General features: G+C 64.9%; 16 protein-coding genes. 12 read left to right on the forward strand and 4 right to left on the reverse strand.

Features of this window, described 5'->3' with window-relative positions:
* From C693_RS20900 to pyrC, 5 genes are all read left to right on the forward strand, one after another.
* The coding region (locus tag C693_RS20900) for a hypothetical protein (protein WP_043598355.1) at positions 1-414 on the forward strand (414 nt) is incomplete at its 5' end.
* On the forward strand, positions 411-2,864 hold the full coding sequence (locus C693_RS20905) for a YbcC family protein (protein ID WP_017460607.1): 2,454 nt from the start codon (positions 411-413) through the stop codon (positions 2,862-2,864). The genes C693_RS20900 and C693_RS20905, both read left to right, overlap by 4 nt.
* A complete protein-coding gene (gene cysD / locus C693_RS0102175) occupies positions 2,861-3,781 on the forward strand; it encodes a sulfate adenylyltransferase subunit CysD (RefSeq protein ID WP_017460608.1) in 921 nt (306 codons plus the stop codon). Before C693_RS20905 ends, cysD begins: the two co-directional genes overlap by 4 nt.
* Positions 3,781-4,644, forward strand: coding sequence for a DUF6671 family protein (locus C693_RS0102180; protein WP_017460609.1), 864 nt, complete (start codon positions 3,781-3,783; stop codon positions 4,642-4,644). The genes cysD and C693_RS0102180 overlap by 1 nt, the downstream gene beginning before the upstream one ends.
* A gap of 74 nt (positions 4,645-4,718) precedes the next feature.
* The gene (pyrC, locus tag C693_RS0102185) at positions 4,719-5,771 is read left to right on the forward strand and encodes a dihydroorotase (RefSeq protein ID WP_017460610.1); all 1,053 of its coding nucleotides are present in this window, start codon (positions 4,719-4,721) and stop codon (positions 5,769-5,771) included.
* A 10-nt stretch (positions 5,772-5,781) separates the two neighbouring features.
* On the opposite strand, the gene C693_RS0102190 is transcribed toward pyrC, so the two are convergent.
* On the reverse strand, positions 5,782-6,477 hold the full coding sequence (locus C693_RS0102190; protein WP_017460611.1) for an EAL domain-containing protein: 696 nt from the start codon (positions 6,475-6,477) through the stop codon (positions 5,782-5,784).
* Between the two features lie 189 nt (positions 6,478-6,666).
* A complete protein-coding gene (locus C693_RS0102195; RefSeq protein WP_017460612.1) occupies positions 6,667-6,870 on the reverse strand; it encodes a hypothetical protein in 204 nt (67 codons plus the stop codon).
* A gap of 878 nt (positions 6,871-7,748) precedes the next feature.
* Here C693_RS0102195 and C693_RS0102200 point away from each other — a divergent pair.
* From C693_RS0102200 to C693_RS22865, 7 genes are read left to right on the forward strand one after another with little or no spacing between them, the layout of a single operon-like run.
* A complete protein-coding gene (locus tag C693_RS0102200; RefSeq protein WP_017460613.1) occupies positions 7,749-8,030 on the forward strand; it encodes a hypothetical protein in 282 nt (93 codons plus the stop codon).
* A gap of 49 nt (positions 8,031-8,079) precedes the next feature.
* Positions 8,080-8,649 (forward strand): restriction endonuclease subunit S, encoded by a 570-nt coding sequence (locus C693_RS0102205; protein ID WP_017460614.1) that lies wholly within the window; start codon positions 8,080-8,082, stop codon positions 8,647-8,649.
* A 5-nt stretch (positions 8,650-8,654) separates the two neighbouring features.
* Complete coding sequence (locus C693_RS0102210) at positions 8,655-10,229, forward strand: type I restriction-modification system subunit M (RefSeq protein ID WP_026107118.1); 1,575 nt, start codon at positions 8,655-8,657, stop codon at positions 10,227-10,229.
* A gap of 46 nt (positions 10,230-10,275) precedes the next feature.
* A complete protein-coding gene (gene rhuM, locus C693_RS0102215; protein ID WP_017460616.1) occupies positions 10,276-11,304 on the forward strand; it encodes a RhuM family protein in 1,029 nt (342 codons plus the stop codon).
* Positions 11,294-12,484, forward strand: a complete 1,191-nt coding sequence (locus C693_RS20910) for a restriction endonuclease subunit S (RefSeq protein ID WP_083868206.1) — start codon at positions 11,294-11,296, stop codon at positions 12,482-12,484. The genes rhuM and C693_RS20910 overlap by 11 nt, the downstream gene beginning before the upstream one ends.
* The gene (locus tag C693_RS0102225; protein ID WP_017460618.1) at positions 12,481-15,777 is read left to right on the forward strand and encodes a type I restriction endonuclease subunit R; all 3,297 of its coding nucleotides are present in this window, start codon (positions 12,481-12,483) and stop codon (positions 15,775-15,777) included. The genes C693_RS20910 and C693_RS0102225 overlap by 4 nt, the downstream gene beginning before the upstream one ends.
* Entirely contained in the window at positions 15,770-16,522 is a 753-nt protein-coding gene (locus C693_RS22865; RefSeq protein ID WP_100243627.1) for a M48 family metallopeptidase, read from the forward strand. The genes C693_RS0102225 and C693_RS22865 overlap by 8 nt, the downstream gene beginning before the upstream one ends.
* 31 nt (positions 16,523-16,553) lie before the next feature.
* On the opposite strand, the gene C693_RS0102235 is transcribed toward C693_RS22865, so the two are convergent.
* Entirely contained in the window at positions 16,554-17,297 is a 744-nt protein-coding gene (locus C693_RS0102235) for an SseB family protein (protein WP_083868207.1), read from the reverse strand.
* 60 nt (positions 17,298-17,357) lie between these two features.
* Positions 17,358-18,086 carry a hypothetical protein gene (locus C693_RS24145; protein WP_241762616.1) on the reverse strand — a complete coding sequence of 243 codons (729 nt, stop codon included), beginning with the start codon at positions 18,084-18,086 and terminating at the stop codon, positions 17,358-17,360.
* Positions 18,087-18,242: the final 156 nt, after the last annotated feature.

Raw genomic sequence — 18,242 nt, forward strand, 5'->3', positions numbered from 1 at the left:
GCCGCCATCGGCGCGCTCGGTCTGCTGCTGGCGATCGGCGCGGGCCTGCTGCTGGCGCGCGCCACGCCGGCGCGGCAGCCCGCCGCCAATCTGGTGCGCGGACTCGTACTCGCCGCCTTCGCCATGCTCGCCTACGCCGCGCTGCACTCGATTGCCGGCGCCGCACTGGCCGGCAGCGTGCCGGCGGCCCCGGCGGCGAACTGGATCACCTGGGCGATCCTCGGCCCGACCCTGCTGGCCTTCGCCGCCATCGCGCTGGTGCAGTTGATGCCCGAGACGCTGCAGGCGCGACGCGGCTGGCGCACCGCCTACGTGCATCTCGCGCAGGGTCTCTATGTCGATGCCTTCCTGTGGCATCGCCTGGAGAACCGCGTGTCCACTCCCCCTGTCGCCGCCGCGGAGGCCCGTCGATGAACGCCATGCTGCGCCCCGCCGAAGCCGACGCCGCTCCGGCCGCCACCACGACGCCGACGCTGCAGGCCGCCGTCGCGGATGCCTGTCGCCGGGTTGCCCCGCTGTGGCCGCTCGCCCACTTCGTCGCGGTGAATCCCTTACTCGGCCTCACCGACCTGCCCTTCGCCGAGGCGGCGCAGCGGGTCGCCGCCACCGAGGGCGCCCGCATCACGCCGGCGCGGCGCGTCCGCGTCGAGGCGATCGCCCGCGGCGAGATCACCGACGCCGACCTTGCCGAGGCGCTGCGCCAGGCCGCGCCCGGCCCGCTGCGGCCGGCCGACGTGGCCGAACTCAAGCGCCACCTCGCCGAAGCACATGACCCCACCGGTGATGCGCTGCCCACGGTGCTGTCGCTCGCCGCCATGGTGCACCGGCGCGACGACGAGGCGCTGGCCGACGCCCAGCTCGCGCAGTGGGCGGCCGCGCACTACGACCAGGGCCAGGCGATGTGGGCCTCGCCGTGGCGCGGACTGCGCCCATATGCGGCGTGGCGGCAGCAGGCGCAGCGCGACCGCCGCCCCGAGATCGAAGGTTGGCCGGGCTTCCGCGCCGCGGTGCGCGCGCTGCCGGCCCACGCCGACGCGCTGATCGCCGAAGCGGCCACCGCGCTGGCGCTGCCGGCGCCGGGCCTGCCGCTGTACTTCCAGCGCCTGCTGGCGACGCTCGGCGGCTGGGCCGGCCACGCGCGCTACCGCGACTGGCAGGACGAGCTGCGCGGCGAAACCGGCAGCGAACTGGCCGAGCTGCTCGCCGTGCGGCTGGCGTGGGAGCTGCTGGCGCTGCGCCTCGGCGGCCCGCGACTGGCTTCGGCCTGGGCCGGCAGCCGCGCACGCTTCGTCGAGCACGGCCGCGATCCGCGCCGGCTCCGCGCCTTCATGGTCGACGAGATCGTCCAGCGCGCCTACGAGATCGCCTGGCAGCGCGCGCTGGCCACGAAGCTCGCGAAGCCCAGCGTCTCGGCGGCCGAGCCAGCGCCGCGCGCGCCGGTGCAGGCGGCGTTCTGCATCGACGTGCGCTCGGAAGTGTTCCGCCGGGCGCTGGAAGGCAGCCTGCCCGGGGCCGAGACGCTCGGCTTCGCCGGTTTCTTCGGCATGCCGGTGAGCTACGTCCCGTTCGGCCACGACGCCGGTCGCGCGCAGTGCCCGGCGCTGCTCGCGCCGCCGCTGACCGTGCATGAGCAGCCCAAGCGCAGCTCCGACGGCGACCGCGCGGCGCGGCTCGCGCAGCAGCGCACGCGCAACCTGCGCGCCGCCGGCTGGCAGGCATTCAAGCGCGCGGCGGTGGCCTCGTTCGCCTTCGTCGAGAGCCTGGGCCTGATCTACGCGGCGCGCCTGCTGCTCGACGGCTTCGGGCTGGCCGGGCACACGCCGCGCGGCCGCGGCCGCGACGACATGGAGGCCACGCTGCCGCCGCCGGACGTGCGGCTGGAGCTGGCGACCAACCTGCTGCGCGGCATGTCGCTCACCGAGCGCTTCGCGCGGCTGGTGCTGCTCGCCGGCCACGGCGCCAGCAGCACCAACAACCCCTACGCCAGCGGGCTGGACTGCGGCGCCTGCGGCGGCCACAGCGGCGAAGCGAACGCCCGGCTGGCCGCGCGCGTGCTCAACGACCCGGCGGTGCGCGACGGCCTCGCCGCCCGCGGCATCGCGATTCCCGCCGACACCGTGTTCGTGGCCGGCCTGCACGACACCACCACCGACGCGCTCACCGTGTACGACCGCGACGACGTGCCGGCCAGCCACGCCGACGACCTCGCCCGCCTCGAACAGGCGCTGGCCGAGGCCGGCGCGCGCACCCGCACCGAGCGCGCCGCCCGGCTGGGGCTGGACGCCTCGCCCGAGGGCCTGCGCGCCCTGCTCGCGCGCAGCCAGGACTGGAGCCAGCCGCGCCCGGAATGGGGCCTGGCCGGCTGCGCCGCCTTCATCGCCGCGCCGCGCGAGGCCACCCGCGCGCTCGACCTCGGCGGCCGCGTGTTCCTGCACAGCTACACGTGGGAACAGGACCCCGAGGGCCGCGTGCTCGAGCAGATCATGAGCGCGCCGATGGTGGTCGCCAGCTGGATCAACCTGCAGTACTACGCCTCCAGCGTGGACAACGACGCCTTCGGCAGCGGCAACAAGACCCTGCACAACGTGGTCGCCGGCGTCGGCGTGATGGAAGGGGCCGGCGGCCACCTGCGCAGCGGCCTGCCCTGGCAGTCGGTCTCCGACGGCACGAAGCTGGTGCACGAGCCGCGCCGCCTCACCGCGGTGCTGGCCGCGCCCACCGAGGCGATCGAGCAGGTACTGGCCAGGCAGGCCGGCGTGCGCGCGCTGGTCGAGCACGGCTGGCTGCACCTGTTCGCGCTGCCGCCCGGCGGCGAGGGCCTGCAGCGCCGCGGCATGGACGGCCACTGGGAACGCTTTGCATGAAAGCCGCAGGCGGCCGCCGGCTGTGCGGTCACCTCGACGCGCTGGAGAACGAGGCGATCCACATCCTGCGAGAGGGCGTGGCGCAGGCGCAGCGGCCGGTGCTGCTGTTTTCCGCCGGCAAGGATTCCACCGTGCTGGCCCACCTCGCGGTGCGCGCGTTCCATCCCGCGCCGCCGCCGATACCGCTGCTGCACGTCGACTCCACCTGGGAGTTCCGCGAGCTGCTGGCATTCCGCGATGCGTTCGCGCGGGCGCACCGCTTCGAGCTGCACGTCTACGCCAACGAAGCCGGGCGCGCCGCGGGCATCAACCCGTTCGACCACGGCGAGGCCTACACCACCGCGATGCGCACCGACGCGCTGAAGCAGGCGCTGGATCGCGGCCGGCACGACGTGGTGTTCGGCGGCGCGCGCCGCGACGAGGAGCGCACCCGCGCCAAGGAGCGGGTGTTCTCGGTGCGCAGCGCCACCCACGCGTGGAACCCGCGGCAGCAGCGGCCGGAGCTGTGGAACCTCTACAACACGCGGCTCGCGCCGGGGCAGTCGCTGCGCGCCTACCCGCTATCCAACTGGACCGAGATGGACATCTGGTACTACGCGCTGCGCCGCGAGCTGGCGCTGGCGCCGCTGTACTTCGCCGCGCCGCGCCCGGTGGTCGAGCGCGACGGCGGCCTGCTGGTGGTGGACGACCCGGCGCGGATGCGGCTGGCGCCGGGCGAGACCGTCACGCACCGCCCGGTGCGCTTCCGCACACTGGGCTGCTGGCCGGTGACCGGAGCGATCGCCTCGGACGCGCGCGACCTGCGCGCGGTAATCGCCGAAACCGCGCGCGCCAGCGGCTCGGAGCGCCAGGGCCGGCTGGCCGATCGTGAAGGCGCCGGCAGCCTCGAACAGCAGAAGCTCGAAGGCTACTTCTGATGACCGGCGCGGCACCTTCGCTGCGCGGCGAGACCGCGGTGCTGGCCACCATGCACGGCAAGGAACGGGCGATCGCGCCGCTGCTGGCGCGCCTCCTCGGCGTGCGCGTGGTGGTACCGGAGGACTTCGACACCGACCGCTTCGGCACATTCAGCCGCGACGTGGCGCGTACCGGCACGCCGCTGGAGACGGCGCGTGCGAAGATCGCCGCCGGCTTCGAGCGAGTCCCCGACGCGCGGCTCGGACTGGCCAGCGAAGGCAGCTTCGGGCCGCATCCGCAGGTGCCCTTCGTCAGCTGGGGCAGCGAGCAGGTGGTGCTGGTCGACCGCGCCACCGGGCTGGAGCTGGTCGGCCGCCACGAGGCGCCGGCCGCACATTTCGTGCATGCGCAGGTGGACGACGTGGACGCCGCACGGGCTTTCGCCGCGCGCGTCGGCTTTCCCCGCCAGGGCGTGATCGTGATGGGCGTGGTCGACGGCCAACCCTCGCCCGCCGTCGCGCTGGCCAAGGATGCGTACGACGACCACACGTTGGTCGCCGCCGTCCGTCGCGTACTGGATATCTGCGGCGCGGCCTCGGTGGAAACCGACATGCGCGCCCACCGCAATCCGCAGCGCATGCGCTGTATCCGCCGCGCCACGGTCGACCTGCTGCGCGCCTGGCGCAGTCCCTGCCCGGCCTGCGCGCGCCCGGGCTTCGTGGTCAACGCCCGCCTGCCCGGCCGGCCCTGCGGCTGGTGTGGCGCGCCGACCCGGCAGGTGCTGGCCGACGAGCGGCGCTGCGCCGGCTGCGGCCACCTCGAACGGCGCCCGCGCGACGACGGTCCGGCCGACCCCGCGCACTGCGACGCCTGCAACCCCTGACGCACCCCCGGACTTTTTCCGCCGGACGCGGGACACTATGCGTCTTTGATCCCCATGCTTGAGAGGAACGGCCCATGAGCACGGACCGACTGGACATCGTCCGCCCCGACGACTGGCACCTGCACCTGCGCGACGGCGAGGCGCTGGCCTCGGTGATCGGGCACACCGCTCGGCGCTTCGCCCGCGCCATCGTGATGCCCAACCTCAAGCCGCCGGTGACCACCGTGGCGCAGGCACTGGCCTACCGCGAGCGCATCCTCGCCGCGGTGCCCGCGGGCATGACGTTCGAGCCGCTGATGACGCTGTACCTCACCCGGCAGACCACGCCGGAGGAGATCTTCGCGGCCAAGGCCAGCGGGCGGGTGTTCGCGGTGAAGTTCTACCCGCAGGGCGCCACCACCAACTCGGCCGACGGCGTGTCCGATCTCTCCAGCGTCTACCCGGTGCTCGAGGCGATGGAACAGGCCGACCTGCCGCTGCTGGTGCACGGCGAGGTAACCGACCCGGCGGTGGACGTGTTCGATCGCGAGAAGACCTTCATCGACCGCCACATGGTGCCGCTGCGCGCGCGCTTCCCGAACCTGCGCGTGGTGTTCGAGCACATCACCACCGCCGACGCCGTGCAGTTCGTGCAGGCGCAGGACAGGCACGTGGCTGCGACGATCACCATCCACCACCTGCTGCTCAACCGCAACGCGCTGTTCGACGGCGGCGTGCGCCCGCATCACTACTGCGCGCCGGTGCTCAAGCGCGAGCAGCATCGCCAGGCGCTGCTCGCCGCGGCCACCGGCGGCGACGCCCGCTTCTTCCTCGGCACCGACAGCGCACCGCATCCGCGCGAAGCCAAGCTGGCCGACTGCGGCTGCGCCGGCATCTTCACCGCGCACGCGGCGATCGAACTGTACGCCGAGGCGTTCGAGGAGGCCGGCAAGCTGGAAAGCCTGGAAGGCTTCGCCAGCTTCCACGGCCCCGACTTCTACCGCCTGCCACGCAACACCGCACGCATGGTGCTGGAGCGCCGCGCCTGGACCGTGCCGGACACCGTGCCGCTGGGCGCCAGCGTGTGCGTGCCGATGCGCGCCGGCGGTCAGGTGGCGTGGTCGATCGTGGACGCATCCGCCGCCTGAGGGCAGCGGATCAGCTCGCGTCGAGCGCCGACCAGTCGACCGCGGGCAGTTGCTCGAAACCCGGCCGGGCGAACAGGAAACCCTGGAACAGCCCGATGCCGAACTCGCGCAGCAGCGCGAATTCGGCACGGGTCTCCACGCCCTCGGCGATCACCTCGATGTGCAGCGCCTGGCACACGCCGAGGATCCCCCGCACGATCGCCTGGCGCACCGGGTCGGTATCGATCGCGCGCACCAGCGCCATGTCCAGCTTGATGATGTCCGGCTGGAACTCGGCCAGCAGGTTGAGGCCCGAATAGCCGGCGCCGAAGTCGTCGATGGCCGTCTTGAAGCCCTGCCGCTTGTACTCGCGGATGATGCTCTTCAGGTGCTCTTTGTCGACCAGCTGCTCGTTCTCGGTGATCTCGAAGATCAGCTGCTCGGTGGGAAAGCCGGACCGCCGCGCGGCCTCCAGCGTGGCGCGGATGCAGGTGGCGGCCTGGTACACCGCATTGGGCAGGAAATTGATGCTCACGAAGCACGGCATCGCCAGCCGCGAGGCCAGCTCCACCGCCTTGACCCGGCAGGCTTGGTCGAACACGTAGCGGTTGTCCACCGTCACCTGCGGCAGGATCGTCTCCGCCCCCTCGCCCTGAAGGCCCCGGATCAGTGCCTCGTAGGCGAACACCTTGCGTTCGCGCACGTCGACGATCGGCTGGAACGCCATGGTGAAGTCGAACGGCAGATCCTCGCCGGGACGGCAGGCGTTGCACGATGGCAGGGAGGGCGTGTCAGGGGTCACGTCAACGTGTCGACGAGGTGGGACCACCAGCATAAGCGGCCATGTCGGGCCCCGCCAAACCGATACCGCCCGGTCCGCGTTCCCCACGACGCGAGGGTCACGGGGAATCCGGCATTACAGCGCCTGCCAGCGCCTCCAGTGATTGCACATCGCGCGTGGCGCCATCTGGGTTCGGTGGGTGGTGGACACCGGGTTCGCGCAGGCCGCGGTCTTCAGCGGCCCCTCGAACGTCACGTGGCCGGCCGGCTCGTGGCGTCGCTCGCCGGTCCAGAAATCGCAGGTGAAGCACTGGGTGACGCCGGCGGGTTGGATTTCCACGGAAGGACTCGCTGGGAAGGGGACGGGGCGGTGGCACTCGCGGCATCACTGCGAATATCACCCGAAGGGCACGAGCGGCTCGCAGGCGGGCCTTCGACGCTGCAGCGTTACGGGTGCCGGACGTCGTTGGATCCCCGACTCGACTGCGGCCACACCGATTGCTGCGCGCACGTTCGTCCGACGCGGGAAAACGTTGCGCACGATCCATGCAAAAAAGCCCCGCCGCGACGGTCGACGTGGCTCGCAGGGTTGGCTGGGTGCGGCTTGCCGCCGCTCGCATGACACCGCTTGCCTCGCCGCGGCCGGTGGACAAATCACCATAAAGTGTCAGTTTTGACGCTTTATGCCGCCTTGAGCCCTGACACGAATTGCCGTTTCTTTATTTCGGATAGTGGCGACCGCTCCGTGTAGCGGCCGTGGTTGAACGCCTCGCTGCCTCGTGTCTCCGGCAGCGCCGGTTCTGAAAGGTGGCCTATCTCCGCGATTCCCGCGGCGGCATTTCCTTCCCCTCATGCTCGGTCACGAACTTGTCAGCTGGAAGTGGTCGGCCAAAGACTATGGCGGCGGGAGCGCGCCGGCGGATGTGCGCTAGCTAGCCGGCTCGCCGGTCCAGTGAGGGCTCTATTTCAAGAGCGCCCGTGCTCGCCGGGGATGAGTGCGTGCGAATTCGAGTGCACGACCGGAGACAGATATTCGCGGCAGGATCGCGCGCTGTAGAGTGCCTACTGTAAAATTTGTTGACACAAAGATGCGGGACGCGCATGATCCAGCACGTCCGTAGGGCCTCTACTGCTTTGCGGATAAGTGGTGCGGCAGGTTGCAGCCTGCCGCACCGGTTCGAATGTCCCAGTCGACGCTAACCAACAAGGATCAAACCGATGGCACTGTACCAAATCAGTTACGACCTCCGTAAGCAGCGGAATTACGACGCGCTCTACGAGCGCATCAAGGCCTATGGCAACTGGTGTCACGCACTGGAGTCCAGTTGGGTCATCTCCACGCCTCAATCCGCGGTACAGGTCCGCGACAACCTGCGCCAGGCGATGGATAGCGATGACGGGTTGCTCGTCACCCGCCTTTCCGGCGAAGCCGCTTGGTATGGCCTCGGCGAGACCATCAGCACGTGGCTCAAGACGCAGCTCGAAAGCGCTGCGGCGTAATTCACCGGCGCCAGGGATGGCGCCGACACCAACTGAATGGAGGAAGTGAATGCGCGAGCCCTTACGCCACGTCGCCGACATCCGTGTCGGGTACAGCTTCAGAACGAAGATCGAAAACGACCGCGCTGGCGATGTACGTGTGTTGCAGATCAGCGATATCAGAAATGCCGCAGCTCTCGATCCGCAAGCGCTGCCACTGGTCAAGTGGCCAGTAGCGAGCCAGCCGCCGTTGCTGCGCCCGGGAGACGTAGTGATACCGGCGCGCGGCGATCATTACGAGGCTTTGGTCATACGAAGTGACGAGCCCATGGTGGCATCGGGCCAATTATTCGTGATCGAGCCACGGATGGCAGCGGTGCTTCCCGACTATCTGTGCTGGTTCCTCAACAGGCCCGAATCCAGCAACTACATCCTGAAGAATCGTGCTGGCAGCAGTATTCCTTCCCTAAGTCGCCCGGTTCTCGGCGACCTGCCGATCACGATTCCCGCGTTGGAGACACAAAAGAAGATTCTCGCTCTGGCGCAGCTGTCGCAGCAGGAACAACTGCTCAGCCAGCGGCTGCTGGTCAATCGCCAGAAGATGCTCGAGGGCATCTACAGCAAACTCTTGGAGTCGTAAGCAACATGACCACTGTAGATCAAAACGAAATCAACGCCGCCGTCTGGTCGGCGTGCGACACCTTCCGCGGCACCGTGGATCCCAGCATATATAAGGATTACGTCCTTACGATGCTGTTCCTGAAGTACGTTTCGGACGTCTGGCAGGACCACTACGAAGAGTACAAGGCGCAGTACGGTGACCACCCCGAGCTGATCGAGGAGATGCTCAAGAATGAGCGTTTCGTGCTGCCGTCACGGGCCAACTTCTATGCACTCCATGAGCAGCGGCATTCGCCCGGAAACGGTGAGCGCATCGACAAGGCGCTGCACGCTATCGAAGAGGCCAACATCGGCAAGCTGCGCGACGTCTTCCAGGACATCAGCTTCAACTCCACCAAACTGGGCGACGAGCAGCAGAAGAACGACATCCTGCGACACCTGCTGGAGGATTTCGCCAAGCCAGAGCTCAACTTGCGCCCCAGTCGCGTCGGCACCCTCGACATCATCGGCAACGCCTACGAGTTCCTGATCAAGAACTTCGCGTCCACCAGCGGCAAGAAGGCGGGCGAGTTCTACACCCCGCCGGAAGTCTCGACTCTGATGGCGCAGCTGATGGATCCGCAAGAGGGCGATGAAATCAGCGATCCCACGTGCGGCTCCGGTTCGCTTCTTCTCAAGGTCGGCCGGCTGATCCGCGAGCGCACGGGTTCGCGCAAGTACGCGCTGTACGGCCAGGAAGCCATCGGCAGCACCTGGGCGCTTGCCAAGATGAACATGTTTCTGCACGGTGAGGACAACCACCGCATCGAGTGGGGCGACACCATCCGCAACCCCAAGCTGCTTGATGGTGAGGCTGCGTGGGATCCGTTCTCGGCAGTGCGCGGGAAAAAGAAATCTCCGTCCGAGCCGTCAATAAAGCCGGCCAGCCTCAAGCACTTCGACATCGTCGTCGCCAACCCGCCGTTCTCGCTGGAAAAGTGGGGCCACGAGGGTGCCGAGGCCGACACCTTCAGCCGTTTCCGTCGCGGCGTGCCACCACGTACGAAGGGTGACTACGCCTTCATCTTGCACATGATCGAGACCATGAAGCCAGGCAGCGGCCGCATGGCGGTGGTCGTGCCGCATGGTGTGCTGTTCCGTGGCGCTGCCGAAGGCCGAATCCGCAAACAGCTGATCGACGAGAACCTGCTCGACGTGGTGATCGGCCTGCCGGAGAAGCTGTTCTACGGCACCGGTATTCCTGCGGCCATCCTGGTATTTCGCAAGAAGAAGGCCGACGACAAGGTGTTGTTCATTGACGCCAGCCGTGATTACCAGGACGGCAAGAACCAGAACTTCCTTCGCGCCGAGGATCTCAAGAGCATCGTCGATACCGTGCAGGCTCGCCGGAGCGTGGACAAGTACGCCTATCTCGCTAGCCCAGCCGAAATCGCCGAGAACGACTACAACCTCAACATCCCGCGCTACGTCGATACCTTCGAAGAAGAGGCCGAAATCGACCTGATGGCAGTGCGCAAGGAGCGCCTCGAGCTCAAGGCCGAGCTGGCCAGGCTGGAAGAGCAGATGGCGAGCTACCTTAAGGAGCTGGGGTATGAGTGAGCGCAAACCGACGGATAAGCCGGTATCCACTCAGGTGAGGGATCAGATGGAGCCGCGCCTTTCCGAGGGCGAGCTGGTGCTGTACGCCACCGAGGACGGGCTATCCCGGCTCTACCTGCGGGCGGAGGACGGTACCGTTTGGCTAACCCAGGCCGAAATGGCTGAGCTGTTCCAGACCAGCAAGCAGAACATTAGCTTGCATATCAAGAGGATACTCGCCGAAGGCGAGCAAGCTGAATCAACCGTCAAGTTTTACTTGACCGTTCAAACCGAGGGCGAGCGGCGAGTTCGGCGCAAGGTCTATCTGTATGAGCTGGACATGATCCTGGCCGTCGGATACCGGGTGAAATCCCCACGCGGCACGCAGTTTCGCCAGTGGGCCACCGCTCACCTGAAGGAATACCTGGTCAAGGGCTTCGTCATGGACGACGAGCGCCTGAAGGACCCGGCTGGCTGGGACTATTTCGACGACCTGCTGCAGCGCATCCGCGAGATCCGCGCTTCGGAAAAACGGTTCTACCAGAAGCTGCGCGACCTGTTCGCCTTGTCCGTCGACTACCAGGACGATCCGGAAGCCACGGGCCGGTTCTTCGCCACCGTGCAGAACAAAATGCTGTACGCCGTGGCCGGCAAGACTGCCGCCGAAATCGTAGTGGAACGCGCTGATCCCGAGCAGCCCAACATGGCGCTCACCAGCTGGAAGGCCAGCCGTGTGCGCAAGACCGACGTAGTGGTCGCCAAGAACTATCTCCGCGCCGACGAGATCGATGCCCTCAACCGTATTGCAACCATGTTCCTCGACTACGCCGAGGATCGCGCCAGCCAGCGGCAGAATCTGCGCATGGCGGACTGGCAGCAGTATGTAGATCGCTTCGTCGAGTTCAACGAGCGCCCCTTGCTCAAGCATGCAGGCTCGGTCAGCCACGAGCGCATGCAGCAGGTGGCACACGAGCGTTATGCGGAGTTCGACGCCAAGCGGCGCGCGGCTGAAGCCTTGCAAGCAGATGCAGAAGACATGCGGGAGTTGGAGCGGGTCGAGAAGCTCGCTCGCAAAGGGGGCGGGCATGCTTCCTAAGGGGTGGACACGCAAGCCTTTGGCTGACTGTGCGAAATTCGTTTCAGGCGGCACTCCGAACAAGGACACCGAGGCGTATTGGGGTGGTGATTTCCCCTGGATCACCGCGAAGGACATGAAGCAGTTCCGCCTTGGTGCATCCGGGCTGACTCTTACCGAAGCGGGCAAGGCACAAACACGCACGGTACCTGCCGGCTCCATTCTCGTACTGACGCGCGGCATGACGCTGCTGAAAGACTTGCCCGTTTGCGTAACAGCAACCGATGCCGCCTTCAATCAGGACGTCAAGGCGTTGCTCCCCTTCGACGGTGTTGATGCCGACTATCTTGCTTGCCAGTTGATTGCCAGCAAGAACGAAATCCTTGGCCTCGTTGATACGGCAGGTCACGGTACGGGACGTCTCGACACTGACCTGCTAAAGGACTTCGAGGTGGTCATTGCGCCAAGGGCGGAGCAAAAACGTGTCGCGAAGCTGCTGTCCGTATGGGACGCCGCCATCGCCACCACCGAGCGCTTGCTGGCCAATAGTCGAATGCAGAAGTCAGCACTCGCGCGCACTCTTCTAGCGCCACAGCGGAAGGGCGGCAGTTGGAAGACATACCGCCTCGGCTCGCTCTTTCACGAAAGGGCTGAAACGCGCCGCGACAACCTTCCGCTGCTCTCCATTACACGCGACGAAGGCGTTATTCCGCGTGACGACGTGGGACGTAAGGACACCTCTAACGAGGACAAATCCAAGTACCTGCGCATCTGTCCCGGCGACATCGGTTACAACACCATGCGCATGTGGCAAGGCGTCTCGGCATTATCGTCGCTCGAAGGAATCGTCAGTCCCGCCTACACCATTGTGACGCCCAACGAGAAAATTGACGGTCATTACGCCGCCTACCTGTTCAAGCTGCCGAGCATGGTGTTCACGTTCTACCGTCACTCGCAGGGGCTCGTGTCGGACACCTGGAGCCTGAAGTTCGAGCACTTCAAGAAAATCAGTGTTGCCATTCCGAGTCGCGCGGAGCAGGAGCGCATCGTCTGTGTTCTTACCGCTTCCGATGAGGTCATCGCGAGCTTGAATGCCCAAGTAGACAAACTCCGCGCCGAAAAATCAGCCCTGATGCAGCAGCTCCTCACCGGCAGGCGCCGCGTGCGCCTTCCTGCCTCACCTGAGGCCGTATCTGTATGAACGGAAGCGCCCCCGATACCCGCGAGCAGGCCAGTGCGCAGATACCCGCGCTGCACCTGCTGGCCAACCTCGGCTGGCGGTATCTGGGAACGGCGGCATGCCTCGCGCTTCGCGGAAGCACTCGCGAGATACTGCTCAAGCCCCGTCTGATCGAGGCCCTGCAGGCTCGGCGATTCGACTACAAGGGGGGGCTTTATCCACTGTCGCCCAGTGCGATCGACCAGATCGTGCGCGAGCTGTCGGCGCTATCGTTGGCCGAAGGGCTGCTGGCGGCTAACGAGCGGCTATACAACAAACTCGCGCTGGGCATCACCGTCACCGAGTTCATGCCCGACGGCAAAAAGCACCAGCCGACCATTCCCATCATCGACTGGAGTAATCCGGCGGCGAACTTGTGGGACGTCACCGAGGAGTGCGAGCTTTTGTCCGCGCAGGGTACGCATCACCGCACGCCGGACATCGTGTGCTACGTGAACGGCTTGCCGCTGGCGGTGATCGAGGCCAAGCGCCCCGAGTCCGGCCATGCCGGCAAGGCGATGGTGAACGAAGGCATCAGTCAGCACTTGCGTAACCAGCGTCAGGATGAGATTCCGCAGCTGTTTGTCTACGCACAGCTGCTGCTGTCGATTAGTCAGACCGATGGCCGCTATGGCACTACGCACACGGCCGCCAAGTTCTGGTCTCGCTGGCGCGAGGAAGAGTTCGACGACAAAGCGCTCACGACGCTGAAGAACCGTACGCTGCCACTGGATACACAGCCCGCACTGTTCGACGGCAAGCCGCCCAAGTTGCGTGCTTACTTCGAAGCATTGTGGGCGCGGCCGATGCTGCCCACAGACCAGGACCGTCTCCTCGCCGGTTTGCTTGCGCCCGCTCGCCTGCTCGAGTTCCTGCGTGGCTTTGTGCTGTTCGATCGCAAGGTGGGCAAGGTGGTCGCGCGCTATCAGCAGTTTTTTGGCATCCGTGCCCTGCTGGCGCGCATTGCGCAGAAGCGGCCAGATGGCGGGCGTGAGGGCGGCGTCCTCTGGCACACCACGGGTTCGGGCAAGAGCTTCACCATGGTCTTCCTCACCAAGGCGCTGCTCTTGAACGAGGCGTTGAAAGAGTGCCGGGTGGTGGTGGTGACTGACCGTCTCGACCTGGAAGCCCAGTTGGCGCGCAACTTCATGACCGGTGGTGCGTTCGGCTCGGCTATCGGCACGCGCAAGGAGGCCGAGCACAGCAAGGCTACTTCCGGGCGCGAGCTCGCGCGGCGCATTGGTCACGGCACCGAACGCATCACTTTTTCGCTGGTGCAGAAGTTCAATACGGCTTCCAAGCTGCCGGAGTGCCGTAATGACTCGGCCGATCTGGTGGTACTGGTGGACGAGGGTCACCGGAGCCATGGCGGCGAAACCCACGAGCGTATGCGCAAGGCGCTACCGAAGGCGGCCTATATCGCCTTCACCGGCACGCCCTTGCTGAAGGACGAAAAGACGGCGAACAAGTTCGGTGCCATCGTGCACGCCTATTCCATGCAGCGCGCGGTGGAGGACGAAACCGTGGCGCCGCTGCTCTACGAAGAGCGCGTGCCAGAGCTGGATATCAACGAGGATGCCGTCAACCGCTGGTTCGACAAGATCACTGCCGCCCTGTCGTCCGCCCAGAGCTCGGATCTCAAGAAGAAGTTCGCCAGCAAACGGGCTATCTATGGCGCGGCCAACCGCATCGAATTGATCGCCTGGGACATTGCCACGCACTTCAACGAGAACATCAAGCAGTTGGAGCTCGGTCTGAAAGGCCAGGTAGCTACCGACAGCAAGCTCGACGCGATCCGCTACAAGAAGGCGCTGGACGAAACCGGCCTGGTGACCAGTGCTGTTGTGATTTCTGCGCCTGACACCCGCGAAGGCAATGCCGAGATCGACGAAGACGCGATGCCGGAAGTGCAGAAGTGGTGGAAGCAGAACATCGTGGATCGCAAGCTCGATCCTGAGGAATACGAGAAGCAGGTGCTGCAGGACTTCGGTAGTGACGGTTCGCCGGACCTGCTGATTGTGGTCGACAAGCTGCTCACAGGCTTCGACGAGCCACGAAACACCGTGCTTTACATCGACAAGCCGCTGAAAGGCCACAACCTCATCCAGGCCGTGGCGCGCGTGAACCGCCTGCACGACGCCAAGCGCTATGGCGTGCTGGTGGATTACCGCGGCATCCTCAAGGAGCTGGATGTGGCGGTGCGTGCCTATCAGGATCTGGAAGAGCGCACCCAAGGCGGCTACGAGCTGGCCGATCTCGATGGCCTATATCGCAGCTTCAGTACGGAGTACAAACGTCTGCCCGCCTTGCACGAGCGCCTGTGGTCGTTCTTCAAGAGCGTGGCCAACCGCAAGGACACCGAACAGTACCGCGAGATCCTGAAGCCGCACCTCGTGAAGGGTACAGTTGGGGAAGAATATGACGAGCGGCAAAAGCTGCGCGACGACTTTTCGGCGGCGCTGACGGAGTTCGGCCTGTGCCTGCAGACGGCGCTCTCCTCGCGCAGCTTTTTCGAAGATCAAAGCTTCTCCGAGGAGCTGATCCGTCGATATAAGGATGACCTGCGCTTCTTCTCCACTCTGCGCCAAATTGCCCGCAGGGATGCGATGGAGACGATCGACTACAGCGTCTACGAGGATCAGATCCGCAAGCTGGTGGACAAGCAGGTGATTGGCCGCGAGGTTCGCGATCCGCAGGGCGTGTATCTGGTTCATGAGTTAGGCAAGGTCGAGGATCCGCAAGGCTGGACCGAAGAAAAGACTCGCAACGAAACCGACCTCATCAAGACACGCGTGCGCAAGACCATCGAGCAAGAACTCGCAGAAGACCCGTACGCCCAGAAGGTATTTGGCGAGCTTCTGCGGCAGGCGATCGCCGAGGCGGAGGCGATGTTCGACCATCCCCTGAAGCAGTACGCACTGTTCAAAGCATTCGAGCAGAAGGTCGAGGCGCGTGAGACTCCTGGCATACCATCCGCATTGGCGGAGAACCGATACGCCATGGCCTACTTTGGTGCTCTGAAAATGGTGCTTGGCGACGCTGCCTTTGACGCCATGGAGGAAACAGAGCACCAGGCCTACACCGATCTTGCCGTGGAGATCGATCAGGTGGTGCGCGATGCCATCGCCGAGAACTCGCTCAACCCGCAGAACATCGAGGCGGCGGTGCGCAAGGCGTTACTCCCAAAGCTCTTCGCGCGAGTGGGCCTGGATCAGGCGAAGGCCGTGGTTGACCAGATCATCCAGATCGTGCGGGTGGGCTTGAGTCGTGCGTGAGGTGTTACCGCATGAAGCCGACTGGAGCATCCACTACGGTGAGGAGATCATTCGGTTCGCAGTACGTAGGCAGCCGCAGCGCCATCGCGGCAGCATCGCCATCCACGTCGAGCCACCCGGCCGCGTGGTCGTGGATGCCCCGCATGATGCTTCGCGGCCAACCGTACTCGCCGCGGTGCGGAAGCGAGCGCGGTGGGTGCATGAACATCTCGCCAGCTTCCGCCGCCGGCACCTTCATGTATTGCCACGTGAATACGTCAGCGGCGAGGCCGTGATGTACCTCGGACGCCGTTATCGTCTGAAGGTGATTCCTGCTGACGTAGCCGAAGCCAGCGTAAAGCTGTGCGGAAATCGCCTTGAAGTGCGTAGCACCGATCCAGCGCCGGCAATGGTTCGCGCGGCCATGGAGGCCTGGTATCGAGCCCGTGCCCGTGCGGTGTTCGCCAAAGGCATCGACGACATGCTCGCGATGCTGCGTTGGAAGCCGGCCGCCCCGCCGATGCGCCTGCAGGCGATGAAAATCCAGTGGGGCAGCTGTTCGCCGGCAGGGCGGCTCACGCTCAATCCCTGGCTGGTGAAAGCGCCTCGCGATTGTATCGACTACGTGATCCTCCACGAGCTGTGCCATCTCAAGGAGCACAACCACAGCGCACGATTTTTCAGGTTGATGGATCGATACATGCCGACATGGCGGCAGCGAAAGGCGCGTCTAGATGAACTTGCCGAGGTCATTCTGAACCAATAGATACAGCATGCTTGCGAACCTGGCGCTTTGATCAGGTCCCGAAGAGCTGCACACCGCGATAACAGATTTCGTCAAACGGCTCGTCTGCTGTGAGAAATCTCATGTCGAGCGGCAATGCGAGCTCGAGTTCCTCTGTTTTGAAAGCGAGCGCGATTAGCTGGAGGAGGCGTTCCTGATGTGCCTTACTGGCCACGACGGTGAGGAGCAGTGTGGCCGCTGCGTTCTCCTCTTGACGGCGTACTTCCGTTAGGAACGCGGCTCTTACCGTGGTCTCCTTCTCAAAGAGGTTGCGTAGGATGATGTGGAGCGAAGCCGTCGACACTGATGGCGGTGCTGCTAGGACCTGCACGCTCGCAGGGATCTCGTCCCAGGTGAAGTTGCCTAGGGCTCTTCCCTCCAGAAGGGCTATGACTTCGGGTGGGTAGAGGGCGATGGCATCTGTGTTTGGGTTAAGCATCAGGGACGCACCTCTTGTCAGCTCGAATAGGCTTCGACCAGACATCGCCACGATGAGAGCTGCGTTGTTTGCTGCCGCTTCTGCTTGCGCCTTGTCGCTGAAGAACGGGAGCACGGTCTGTCCGTTGTCTGGACGTACAAACTGGAGGAAGCGCATGACACCCTTGGGAGGGCTCTCCATAGGTACGTGGGCGTAAACCGTGGAGTCGAGCAACGCTTTGAAGAAATCATCTTGAGCACGCTCAGCTTCTGCTCCAGACGATGGACTCCTTGCAGCATCAAGCAGTTGCGCAAGCGTACCGGGCGCCGTTTGGGCCATTGTCTTAACCTGCGGATAGATAGGGCGAGGTATCGATCGCCACTTGGGTGGGCCGCTACGTCAGTCGCTGCTGTGACCACGGCTTGATGCGGCGAGTGGCTCGTCAGTGGGGAGCTCGCGGCGTGCATTCATCTTGGCCACGGCTACTCGAAGCGCCGATCGCGCAATTGCTTTGGGAACATGGATTTCCCTCATCACTTCAGCAACCGCATTGGCCCGATGCAGTCGCCGTCCGGACCGCCGCGCTTGCTCAAGCAGCCTCGCGATATAGCTGCATGCGACGCTAAAACTTATGCATTTTTGGTTTTCTGCGCGTCGCCGCCGCTCATTGGTGTAGCTTGAACAAAGCTCCGGGTGGTTGTCATAAAAGCTGGAGATACACACCTTGAATTCCTGGCACAGACTTCGCAATGGTGGAAGCATGGTCGTGGACGGAAGCGCCAGTAACTTTCGCAAAGTGGCTTCACAAAGCCGATAACCTGGCTTGTTAAACGCACACCGGCGCGGCGGGCGAGGGATAGAAATGTCTCGTTCGAACAATGCCGGCGAGACAGCTTCGTCTGGTCGAAGGAGGACGTCGATGGGAGTTGTTCCCCAGCGCGCTGCCATCGCAAAAATGGTTGACCAGCGATTGCCTTGAGACCTCAGCTTCTCCACTTCCTTGGACATAGGCCGTTGACGGTGCTCTGCGGAAGCAACCGCCACAACCTTCTTAATGAAGGTCTTGACGGCGTCAGGAGAGATTTCCTGGGAGGTGGGAGTCGCTATATGTTCGAGAACCTCCAGCATTCGAGCCTGACACCATGCTTCCCAAGGCGTGGGCACGTCTCGTGCCGAGTTATGCACTTTTAATTCAAAGCCGCACCTGATGCACAGTTTGCGAGCTCGGCCGACGGGCCAGTTCCTTTGGTACGAGCCGCACCGAGCACACTGATCTAAGAGCTT

This window comes from Dyella ginsengisoli LA-4, assembly GCF_000334915.1.
In the GTDB taxonomy this organism is placed as follows: domain Bacteria; phylum Pseudomonadota; class Gammaproteobacteria; order Xanthomonadales; family Rhodanobacteraceae; genus Dyella_A; species Dyella_A ginsengisoli_A.